Raw genomic sequence first — 10,953 nt, forward strand, 5'->3', positions numbered from 1 at the left:
ACTATACGCCCCTCCGTTGTTTAATGTTTACTTAATAACGATAAAACCTGCTCGGGATCATTAGTCGTTAAAAGTGTCGCCATTGTGTGTTCATCATCCAATGCATTGGTAATCGCATTGACAACCTGTAGATGCTCATTATTACGCGCAGCTATCCCAATAACTAATTTTGCAACACCGTCTTCTTCCTCGTTAAACCGTACACCATCACGATACTGACAGAACACAATGCCTGTTTTAAGCACTTTGTCCTTTGCCTCTATCGTACCGTGTGGTACGGCAATTCCTTCACCAAGATAAGTGGATACTTGATCTTCCCGCTCAAACATTGCCGGAATATAGTCAGCTTGGGCAAAACCGAGCTTGACTAATTGCTCGCCGGCAAATTGGATTGCTTCTTCTTTTGTCGTAGCCGTAAGATTTAAAAAGATTTGCGTAGGCGTTAAGTTTAATCCCTGTGCCTGTTGCTGCTCTGTTGGCAGAGAAACCGGCGCTACCGCAGTGGTATGGCGCAATTTAGCCACTAAATTATCATAGACGCCCCCGTCCAAAAAGTTTGTCAGCGATAAATGTTGCGCATTTGGTGCTTGTTTTCGTGCTCTAGCTGTCAAATCTTGATGAGTAACGACTAATTGCGCATCTTCCGGTAAATCGTTAATCGCTAAGTTTTGTACCTCAATAGCTAAATCTGCTGCCTTGATTTTTTTACGCAATAAACTTGCCCCCATCGCACTTGATCCCATTCCCGCATCGCAGGCGACATAGATTTTATGAATGTTACCTTTAAATTCCGCATTCGTTTGAGACGCTTTCATTGCTTTCATCTGAGTTTGAGCATCTTCAAGGGAACGTTCCGCTTTTTGTGTTTTCAACAATAATGCTGCGATCGCAAAGGTTACCGCACAAGAGAGAATAACCGACAGTATTACCGCTAAATGCGCACCACCCGGCGTCATTGCTAATACGGCTAGAATAGAACCCGGTGAAGCTGGGGAAACTAATCCGCCACCCAGTAAACTATTGGTTAAGACTCCGGTCATTCCACCAACAATGACGGCAATAATTAACCGAGGATTCATTAACACATAAGGGAAATAAATTTCGTGAATACCGCCAAAGAAGTGAATGATAGACGCGCTACCGGCACTTTGTTTGGCAGAGCCTTTGCCAAAAATGATATAAGCCAACAAAATGCCTAACCCTGGACCGGGATTTGCCTCAATTAAGAAGAAAATGGATTTGCCTAAATCAGCCGATTGCTGAATGCCCAACGGAGAAAAAATACCGTGATTGATGGCATTATTGAGAAATAAAATTTTTGCCGGCTCAACAATCACCGAGGTTAAAGGTAATAAATTGGCTTCCACTAAACTATTAACACCGCTTGCCAATAATTGTGATAGCTGCGTAACCAAACCGCCGATAATACTGAAAGAAAGCAAGGCGAGTAACATACCGATAATACCTGCGGAAAAATTGTTTACCAGCATCTCAAAACCGCTTTTGACTTTCCCCTCAACCCATTGATCGAAAGTTTTAATTGCCCAACCGCCTAATGGGCCGACAATCATTGCACCGAGAAACATTGGGATTTCCGAGCCGACAATGATCCCTATCGTTGTAATTGCACCAACTACTGCCCCACGTTCACCGCCGACTAACCGCCCGCCACTATAACCGATTAAAAGCGGGAGTAAATAGGTAATCATTGGCCCGACTAATTTTGCCAACTGCTCATTTGGCAACCAACCTGTCGGGATAAATAGTGCGGTAATAAACCCCCACGCGATAAAAGCACCGATATTCGGCATCACCATATTAGAGAGAAAACGCCCAAACCCTTGGACTTTCACTTTCAAATTTGAAGACATAATGACCTCGTATTAAAGGAAGAAATGATCGAACTAATTTGAGCAGAAAATAACATTGTCCCAGCCCGTTACCAATCAGATTTAATTAAAAATGTGAAGTAGATCACATATATGCATTATGATAATTTTTAAAAATGTGATCTAATTCACACTTTTGTTTTGAAAAAATATTTGAGTGTGATTTAGATCACATTATTAGTCAGCTTGCATCAAAATAGATTGTTTAAAAAATACTCTGCCCTACTTCGACTTTTCCCCATTTAGCTAACCCTTTGTTTTTACTTTAAAAATGTATTTTAATACCTTGTTATTTTCGGTTATTCACGTCTATTTTGGCAATCTATCACAATGTTATCCACATTTGATGGGGATAAATCAGCAGCGAATGTGAATAAGCCGTCTCTATTTCTATTTGGGTTACCCGAAATGATTAGAATGTTAATAAATTCAGCAATGTTATGTCTGTTTAGACAGAGGTAAGGAAATATTATGTGAGACATAAATTTTAGGCAAAAAGATTTCCCTGCAGTTATTGTTTATCGCCACCAATCAATATTCATCTTACCCACAAGGTTATCCACATTTTGCAAATTTCTAGCTCTATGTAGAAAATGAAAAAGTATCAATATTTCAAGGTGATAATCAGAATATTGCCTTACTGATAATTTAAGCATATATAGCAATGATTTTATGATGAATAGCAATGAATGTTTCTATACAGTAAGCAAAACTCAAGTTTTAGCAGGTATAATAAGATTCCCAATTTAAAACTTAACGTAAACCTTTGCGTTGTAAAAGCTTGCCGACAAGTTGAGTGAAAACAGGTAAAATAGCACTTTATTGATAGTGTAAGGCGTTAGGATGAACGGTACAGAAATACTAGGCTATATTGCAATGGCGATGGTAGCTTGCTCGTTTTTACTCAAAGATGTGATAAAGCTGCGTTTGGTGAATGCGGCTGGGGCAGTTTGTTTTGTGATTTACGGTGGGTTAATCGGCTCATATCCGGTAATGGGGCTAAATACGTTTGTGGCAGTTGTAAACGGTTACTATATTTGGAAAGCAAAGCACTAGCTATACAAGCGGTGCGTTTTACAAAATAAACCGCTTTTTATTGGATCTATAGGAGAAAAGCTAATAACGATGATTATTTTTAGTGATCTTTACCAACTATTTTTATTTAAAAATATTTTATAAACAATATCTTATTCCCTCTTACTAAGCCACTATGTGGACGTAATCTATCTTTGATGCTTTGAACAACCCTTCTATCCTATTTACTGCCTTTTTAATATTTAATTTAGGAGATTTCTTATACATAAAAATATAATCCATATAACATTTTAGACTTGCATAGGCTCTTTCTAACATGCGATGTTTATAGGGGAGGTCATTCGTTTTCTCCTAGCACTTATTTAAAAATAATTGATACTTTTCCTTATTTCTTAGTGCTCTCATTATGATTGAGACTAAATGAAATTGACACATTTGAGTTGGAAGGGTCATCAAACCTTTCAAACATCTACGTCTGCCATCACAAGTAGCTGATGATGTATTTATTTTATATGCCTATTTATATGCTTAAATTTAACTCAATACGCAGTCGATTACATTAAAAATCTTGTAAAGTGAGAGTATCAATACAATAAGTAATACTCAATAAACAGTAACATAATTGCAAAAAATCTGACCAAACCGACCGCTTGTTGCCATTTTAGGTTAAGCCTTTTCCAATTCCAAACGCTCAAACGCCAACACTTTATGTTCCAGTTTACGCAATAACAGTGTCATTATGCCGGTAATCATAAGATAGAGCGCACCGGCAATGCCGTAAATCGTTAGTGCATCATATTCCGTGCCGTACAGTTGGCGAGCGTAGCCCATAATATCCATAATTGTGATGGTTGAGGCAAGAGACGTGCCTTTAAACACTAAAATAATTTCGTTACTGTATGAGGGCAACGCACGTTTTAAGGCGTAAGGGACGAGAATTTTGAGGGTTTGCAAACGGTTCAAACCTAAGGCAGCACAGGTTTCCCACTGTCCTTTCGGGATCGCTTTGACTGCACCGTGAAAAAGTTGAGTGGTGTAAGCCGCGCTGTTTAAGGCAAGTGCTAACATTGCACAAAACCACGCATTTGATAGTAGCGACCAAAACGGGCTATTGACGATCCACTGAAATTGCCCCGGTCCGTAATAAATCAGAAAGAACTGCACTAGCAGCGGTGTGCCGGTAAAGAGTGTTAGAAAGCCGTTCACCACAGATTTCGTCCAACGGTTTTCCATTGAGAGTATAAAGGTCATCACCACCGCTAGCACAAAGGCAATAGAAAGGGAAACAGCGGTCAGCATTAAGCTGGTCGGAATACCTTGGGCAATTACGTTGAAATATTCTTGCACCATTATGCGTTGCCTCTCTCAAAACGGGTAAAACGAAGATCTAAACGGCGGATAATTACTTGGCTAATTAAGGTAATCGCTAAATAGATCAAGGCCGCAAAACCATACCACGTAAACGGTTCGTGCGTGCGGGTGTTAATCAGCTCCGTTTGACGCATTAAATCCGATGCACCAATCAATGATACAAGGGCGGTATCTTTCAACAGAACCAGCCATTGATTGCTTAACCCCGGCAGCGCGTGCCGCCAAACTTGCGGCATCACAATGTGTAAAAAAGTGTAGCCACGGCTTAGCCCCAACGCCGCACCGGATTCCCACTGTCCGAGGGGAATGGCTTGAATTGCGCCCCGTAGCGATTGGGAAGCGTAAGCGGCAAAAATAATCGCAAGGGCAACCACACCGCAACCGAAAGGCCCAAGCTCAATATATTGACCGGTAATCAGCTCAATCACTTCCGGTGCACCAAAATAGATCAGAAAAACCACTAAAATTTCGGGCAAACCACGCAATAAGGTGGAAAATACCGCCATTGATTTGCGCACCGTTGCCCATGTGTGCATTTCAAGCACCACAAACAATACGGAAAGCAGTAAGCCGACCAATAACGAACAAACCGCTAACCCTAAGGTCATTAGGGTTGCGGAATAGATCAAAGGAAGATAATCAAAAAACATAAAACCTTATTTCGTCATCCATTTATCATAGATTTTTTGGTATTCACCGCTTGATTTAATGGCGGCAATACCTTTGTTGAGGCTATCCACCAACGCTTGATTGGATTTATTCACCGCGATCCCCAAGCCGTTGTTGAAATAGCGTTTATCTGTTACTCTTTCGCCAATAAAAGCCAGATCCGGATTTTTATCAAACATCTCTCTTAACACATCTGTATCGCCAAAAATGAGATCAATCCGCCCGTTTTTTAAGTCTAAGATCGCATCTTGTAGGCTGGCGTAGGCTTTTGCTTCATACTGCTTGGCTTCAGCGTTAGCATATTGCTGATAGGTTGTGCCGTTTTGTACGCCGACACTTTTTGCCGTCTCCAACGTTACTTTATCTTTCACCGCAATAAAGCTGGCGGAGCTTTCATAATAGGCATCGGTAAACGCCACTTGCTTCGCACGGGCTTCGGTAATATCAATCGCCGAAATTGCCGCATCAAAGCCGCGTCCTTTGATTAAACTTGGAATTAACGCATTAAAGGCTTGTGCTTTAAAATGGCAAGTCGCATTGATCTCTTGGCAAATCGCGTTGGCAACATCGACATCAAAGCCAACAATCTCGCCTTTTTCATTGGTCGATTCAAACGGCGGATAGCTAGGTTCCATTGCAAAGGTAATCTCTTGGGCGTGTGCCATTGTCGCCGTGGCAAAAAGGGTTGCTAATAGTAATTTTTTCATTGTGTTTACCTCGATTATTAGTGTGAATGTGAAAGATAGTGGGCAAATTGCTCGGTTTGAGGACGCTCAAAACAACTCGCATCACCAAATTCAATGATTTTGCCTTTTTCCATATAGACCACTTTGGTCGCCGTTTTACGGGCAACGGCAACTTCGTGGGTAACAATCACTTGTGTAATACCCGTTCCCTGTAATTCTTTAATAATATCAACTACTTGAGCAGTAATTTCCGGATCGAGTGCGGCGGTCGGCTCATCAAACAGCAACACTTGCGGCTGCATCATCAACGCCCGAGCAATCGCCACCCGTTGTTGTTGCCCGCCGGAAAGTTGCAGCGGAAAACGTTCGGCAAATTCCGCTAATTGCAAGCGAGCAAGCAGACCTTTCGCCCGCTCAACCGCCGCATCTTTTGCCAGCCCCAACACTTTCATCGGTGCTTCAATTAAGTTTTGCATCACATTAAGATGCGGCCAGAGATGATATTGCTGAAATACCATCCCGACCTCACGGCGTAATAATCCTACCTGCTTACTGTCCGCTTTTGCGCTCAGATCAAAGCGGTGATTGGCTATTTCCAACGAGCCGGATTGCGGCACTTCCATTAGATTCAGCGTTCGAATAAGCGTACTTTTTCCTGCACCGCTTGGCCCGAGCAGGACGACCGTATCCCCTTTCTCAATGTTTAAATTGATGTCAAACAAGGCTTGATGCGCGCCATAAAAAAAATTGACGTTGCTGATGCGAATCGCCATTTCACTAAAATCCTACTAATATAAATAACTGAATGAATATTAAATATTTTTGCATAGTTATGCAAGCGTATTTTATAACGGATAAATTGACGCTTACACTCAATTCACTTAGACTAGCCTACGTTTTAATTTATCATTAACAGGAGTCAATAATGTCTGAACACAACAGCACACAGTACGAAGGTCTAAAACCCAAATGGCAAAAACGTTTTGCCTTTTTCGACAAATACGGCACGAAAGAAAGCGCGCCGGAATATAAACAAGCCTTTAAATCCCTCTCTTTTTTCGAAAAACGGTGGCAAGAACTCAATTTTATAGCCCTATTCTTTGGCTTTATTTATTTCTTTGTGCTGGGGCTTTGGCGTAAAAATCTGAGTATCATTGGTCTCTATCTGGTGGTTGGCATTATCGTAAGTATCATTATTGCTATCCTTAATGTACCTGATCGAACGGTCGATGCCATTGCAAACGCAATCGGTTTATTATTCGCCTTTATTTATGCCAAAACAGCAAATAAAGCTTACTACCTTCATAAAGTGAAAGGGTCTAAAAGTTGGAATCCGTTTGAATCATAATCTTCACAGCACGCAACTGCGTGCTGATTTTTTAAGGAAATAACACGATGAAATTAAACGCTTATTTTACTTTTCTTTGTGCTTCGTTTACCGCTTTAAGCGCCCTTGCTTTTGCCGATAACAGCCAACAAGTCCGCAGTATCGACATTTATATCACTCCCTACTATTCTGCCCACGGCGGCAAAGTCGAGCACGTTGCGGTACACCCCGAACTTGATCCACTTTTGAAATCCAACTCGGTCGCCTCACTGAAAAAAGCGATCGCACAGGTCGAAAAAGAACCGCAGCTTATCACACCAATGGTAATGTTTACCCTTGCCGCACGTTCCTACGATCTTGGGCTGAGAGATGATGCGGTATTTTGGTTTTATGCGGGCAGATACCGCTTAATCACGGCGATGGACGTGTTAGATTTACCCAAATCCTCACTGGCGGAATACAGTAGCTTTGCCACATTAGTTGGCAAATTTATTCTTCCTTACGCCTTTTGCGATCACGCCAAGAACAGCAAAATCAAACGCAAAGCATTGCAATGGGTCAAAGATCACCCTTACCAAGCCCTCTTTTTAGCGCAACTCCCCTCAAAACAGCCAGATCGCAAAAAAGCCCTCGCACAAAGTGAAAAAGCACTGGATAAAAACTTTCAGGAAAGTGAAAACTACTTGAAAGATCCGAAAAAGAAAGCGGATTTTTTGGCTAAACGCAAAGCGGAAAATACCGATGCCCGCTTCTGCTGGAAATAAGCAAGCGGTCGGTTAGGGGAGATTTTTTGCAAAATTATATCGCAACTGCACAATGCTAAGTAACGGCTCATCAGTAGGGACGCAACACTTGCGTCCGTTTAATCATATTGCGAAATAATGTTATCTTATTTTGTGCAACGGCGACATAATCCTGATAATTTGCAATACTCCCCCACCAACTCACCGCTTGCGATGTTAAAACGCTTTTTCCAAGCTCAAAAACAGGCGTTTTTTCTCGGTAGAATAGAGCTGCGCTAAATTAGATTTCACCTTGTTATAGCTAAAAGTCAGCTTCGGTGTAATGCCCCAATAATGAAAATCCCGTTTCCACAGGGTGAGCGTTGCCGCCCACTCTTTATCGTGGCGGACTTGGCGGAACAATTTGTGCGACGCTAAAAAATCCCGCTTGCCGTAGCTCAACTGAACACGGGAAGAAATGCCGCCCCACCACGCCTGCCCCCAACCCAGACGCACCGTTTTGCGATCAGAGCCGAATGCATCTTCACGAGGGCGATCCGCCAAATAATCCGAACCGAGATAGAGATAGCTGTTGGCATTCAGCAAATGTAACAGTGTAGCGGACAACAACAGATTATGCCCGTCTGCCGCACGATTTTCCGCCGCCCGATGTTTTAGCTCGCCCCGCTCTGTCGCCAGTGAAAGCTGCCATTTCGGGCTGAACCAGTGGTTCAGTTCCCCTCGCACACCGTAGCCACGATTATAACGGTGATTGCCGTACCAACGCATTTCATAAAACGGCAACAACGCCACGCCGGTTTTCGCCCGTTGGTATTGGTAGCCGACAGCTAAGCGGTTGGCTTGGTCGTCATAAGCGTGATTATCCCAAAAGGTTTTGCCGTGGAAATTATTCTCAATTTTGGCGTAGTGAGAGCCGAATAAATTGAGGCTTTTTTCCGCATTAAACACATAGTTCAACCCGTGGGCTTTTTGCGGCAGCGAGTCCGGCGTTTTCTCAAACGGCACATTACCGAGGTAAATATAGCGATCGGCGGAGGCATTATTCACATTGTTTTCCTGCAAATAATTCACCCCAAAATGAAACTGCCACTGCGAGCGTTGTTCAATCGCTGCCAAATATTGCGTGGTTAAGGTTGCAATTTGCGGCGGTAATCTGACCGCTTGCAAACGGCGAAAATGGTCAGTTGCCGATCGTCAAACAGCATTTGTGCCAAACGGAAACGGACGGGGTCAAAATCGGGGTGAGAGGCTAAGATACGTTGATACAGGGCAATCCCCCGCCGATATTCCCCCCGCAAGCCGAACAAAATCGCCTCGCTATAATCAATCAAAATCGGATCGGGCTGGGCGGTTTGGCGGTAAATCGCCAACAAATCGGGCAGCAAATGAAACTGCCCGCTGTCAATCACCCGATTCAGCAAAGTACGGGTTAATTCAGGATTTTCCCGCAGCTCTTTTGTGGTCGCCGTTTTCAGCTCGGCAGGATCGAAATTCGCAAAATTCCCCACCATTCTGACCGCTTGCGGGCGGGGAGCAGGGGTCGCAACTTTCACCTCCAATTCAGGCGAATTTGCCCAAAGTGCCGGCGGCAAGCACGCTAATGTCAAAATCGCACAGGGGAAGGAAGATGATGATTTCATTGATTCACCTCACTTAAACCAAACAAAATGCACAATGATGTTGCCGTTGAACCTGTGCTTATCGGTAGGGAAGCATTGCACCCAACATCAATCTGCGATTAAATAAGGACGCACACCACGCGTCCCTACTTTTAGCAAAATATGATATTGTTCATTGCAACATCATTTTACGCACTTAAATTCAGGCAATTATTGGCGTTTGCCGCCGAAGGAGATATTATTTCCTGCTCGCCCAACCACTTCTTCCGCATTTGGTCCGGCAAAAATGCCCTTGTAGGTTTCATCTTTTAACAAACCTGTGTCAACTGTACCCGAAAAAATCAAATTATTCTGTTTGGAATAACTAATATCCCCTGGCTTAAGCGTATAAGTCCCCCCTCTCATATTAGTAAGCTCACCACTTACCGTTCCTTGATTAAAATCAGCATTTAAAATTAAATTTCCTATGGTTAATTTTGAGCTATCCCCCAAAATAAAATCTTCTGCTTCTAGTGCTTTGCCTCTGTAAGTCGCTTTCGGTGATGTTTGCAGATAAGCTGAGTTATCAAAGGAATCACGGCTGGTTGGCACGGAAAGATAGCTTGGAGAACTCAATAAATCATTATCGGTAATTGAATCAGTACGTGTCCAATTCGCATAGGTTGAGTACTGCTGATTAACAAAATGCGCAGTAGCAATTTGTACTTCGACATCGTTATTCAACCCTTTCTTAGTTGCCGTTACAGGTAATTGCTGTACCTCATCAGATACAGGTGCATCATTAAAGTTGATCGCACGTTGTAATTCCCATTTTTCAGCTTGCCCTCGAGGAGATAAGTGAGCAACTTTACTATCGCTTCTTTTACCAGCATCAGGTCCTTGTATAATTTTGTTATCGTGTGAGTTTTTCTCCAAATATCGCCACTGACTACCATCACTTAAAAATGCCCAACGTTGTGCTTCGGCTTCTTGTGCTTGGCGTTTACGCTCGGCTTCTTCACGGTGTGGGGCTAACTCTTGATTTAATGCTTCATTTTGGCTATTTAAAGCGGCATTTTCCTGCGCTTTCTCTTCAAGCTGTTTTTGAGCCTCTGCTAATTGCTGACGAGCCGTTTCCAACTCACGTTGCGCCGCTTGTTTCGCTTCGGCTTCGCTGTTGACTTTCGCCGTTTCCGCTTCCAAGCGTTTTGCACTGTCCGCTACATTTTTTTGGGCTGCCGCTAATTGCTGACGAGCAGTTTCTAACTCACGTTGTGCCGCTTTTTTCGCTTCGGCTTCACTGTTTGTTTTAGCTGTTTCCGCTTCCAAACGTTTTGCACCGTCGGCAACATTTTTCTGCGCTGCCGCTAATTGCTGACGAGCAGTTTCTAACTCACGTTGTGCCGCTTGTTTCGCTTGGGCTTCACTGTTTACTTTCGCCGTTTCCGCCTCCAAACGTTTTGCACTGTCGGCAACATTTTTCTGTGCTGCCGCTAATTGCTGACGAGCAGTTTCTAACTCACGTTGTGCCGCTTGTTTCGCTTCGGCTTCACTGTTTACTTTCGCCGTTTCCGCTTCCAAGCGTTTTGCACTGTCGGCAACACTTTTCTGTGCTACCGCTAATTGCTGACGAGC

The 10,953-nt window shown here is 43.1% G+C and carries 11 protein-coding genes; 3 read left to right on the forward strand and 8 right to left on the reverse strand.

Translation table 11 applies throughout. The features are described from left to right. Positions 1 to 20: 20 nt before the first annotated feature. The gene (locus RO21_RS09625; protein ID WP_047977576.1) at positions 21 to 1,871 is read right to left on the reverse strand and encodes a PTS mannitol transporter subunit IICBA; all 1,851 of its coding nucleotides are present in this window, start codon (positions 1,869 to 1,871) and stop codon (positions 21 to 23) included. A gap of 861 nt (positions 1,872 to 2,732) precedes the next feature. Between RO21_RS09625 and RO21_RS09630 the strand changes: the two genes are divergently transcribed. Further along, positions 2,733 to 2,945 (forward strand): YgjV family protein, encoded by a 213-nt coding sequence (locus RO21_RS09630; protein ID WP_047977577.1) that lies wholly within the window; start codon positions 2,733 to 2,735, stop codon positions 2,943 to 2,945. Positions 2,946 to 3,590: 645 nt separating this feature from the next. Here the strand turns inward: RO21_RS09630 and artM are convergent. Genes artM through artP form a run of 4 tightly spaced genes read right to left on the reverse strand, consistent with a single transcriptional unit; the run spans position 3,591 to position 6,423 of the window. Beyond that, positions 3,591 to 4,274, reverse strand: a complete 684-nt coding sequence (gene artM, locus RO21_RS09640; RefSeq protein WP_047977578.1) for an arginine ABC transporter permease ArtM — start codon at positions 4,272 to 4,274, stop codon at positions 3,591 to 3,593. After that, positions 4,274 to 4,945, reverse strand: a complete 672-nt coding sequence (artQ, locus tag RO21_RS09645) for an arginine ABC transporter permease ArtQ (protein WP_047977579.1) — start codon at positions 4,943 to 4,945, stop codon at positions 4,274 to 4,276. Before artQ ends, artM begins: the two co-directional genes overlap by 1 nt. 6 nt (positions 4,946 to 4,951) lie before the next feature. Continuing rightward, positions 4,952 to 5,671 (reverse strand): transporter substrate-binding domain-containing protein, encoded by a 720-nt coding sequence (locus tag RO21_RS09650; RefSeq protein WP_047977580.1) that lies wholly within the window; start codon positions 5,669 to 5,671, stop codon positions 4,952 to 4,954. A gap of 17 nt (positions 5,672 to 5,688) precedes the next feature. Beyond that, a complete protein-coding gene (gene artP / locus RO21_RS09655; RefSeq protein WP_047977581.1) occupies positions 5,689 to 6,423 on the reverse strand; it encodes an arginine ABC transporter ATP-binding protein ArtP in 735 nt (244 codons plus the stop codon). Positions 6,424 to 6,575: 152 nt separating this feature from the next. Here artP and RO21_RS09660 point away from each other — a divergent pair, with 152 nt between their 5' ends. After that, a complete protein-coding gene (locus RO21_RS09660) occupies positions 6,576 to 6,998 on the forward strand; it encodes a DUF2628 domain-containing protein (protein WP_047977582.1) in 423 nt (140 codons plus the stop codon). A 47-nt stretch (positions 6,999 to 7,045) separates the two neighbouring features. Continuing rightward, positions 7,046 to 7,741 (forward strand): hypothetical protein, encoded by a 696-nt coding sequence (locus tag RO21_RS09665; protein WP_047977583.1) that lies wholly within the window; start codon positions 7,046 to 7,048, stop codon positions 7,739 to 7,741. A 195-nt stretch (positions 7,742 to 7,936) separates the two neighbouring features. On the opposite strand, the gene RO21_RS09670 is transcribed toward RO21_RS09665, so the two are convergent. The 3 genes from RO21_RS09670 to RO21_RS13135 form a co-directional block, all read right to left on the reverse strand. After that, positions 7,937 to 8,887, reverse strand: a complete 951-nt coding sequence (locus RO21_RS09670; RefSeq protein ID WP_157019739.1) for a surface lipoprotein assembly modifier — start codon at positions 8,885 to 8,887, stop codon at positions 7,937 to 7,939. Next, positions 8,848 to 9,360, reverse strand: a complete 513-nt coding sequence (locus RO21_RS12940; RefSeq protein WP_157019742.1) for a tetratricopeptide repeat protein — start codon at positions 9,358 to 9,360, stop codon at positions 8,848 to 8,850. Before RO21_RS12940 ends, RO21_RS09670 begins: the two co-directional genes overlap by 40 nt. Before the next feature lie 189 nt (positions 9,361 to 9,549). Beyond that, a partial coding sequence (locus RO21_RS13135; protein ID WP_047977584.1) for a factor H binding protein domain-containing protein occupies positions 9,550 to 10,953 on the reverse strand: 1,404 nt, incomplete at its 5' end.

Origin of the sequence: Muribacter muris, assembly GCF_001038205.1 — a bacterium.
Classification (GTDB): Bacteria; Pseudomonadota; Gammaproteobacteria; order Enterobacterales; family Pasteurellaceae; genus Muribacter; species Muribacter muris.